A 254-nucleotide genomic window follows, 5' to 3' on the forward strand; every position below is an offset into this window, starting at 1 on the left:
CTCCCTTGTGCCTTTACACTCTGCGAATGATTTCCAACCATTCTGAGGGAACCTTTGGGCGCCTCCGTTACCTTTTAGGAGGCGACCGCCCCAGTCAAACTGCCCACCTGACACTGTCTCCCCGCCCGATAAGGGCGGCGGGTTAGAAGGTCAATACAGCCAGGGTAGTATCCCACCGATGCCTCCACCGAAGCTGGCGCTCCGGTTTCCAAGGCTCCTACCTATCCTGTACAAGCTGTACCAACATTCAATAT

Annotated in this window: 1 rRNA gene; it reads right to left on the minus strand. The window is 55.5% G+C overall.

Annotated elements, in window-relative coordinates:
- A 23S ribosomal RNA gene (locus SB765_RS31650) occupies positions 1-254 on the minus strand; the annotation flags it as partial.

Origin of the sequence: Pseudomonas sp. SIMBA_067 (assembly GCF_046534675.1) — a bacterium.
GTDB classification, from domain to species: Bacteria; Pseudomonadota; Gammaproteobacteria; order Pseudomonadales; family Pseudomonadaceae; genus Aquipseudomonas; species Aquipseudomonas putida.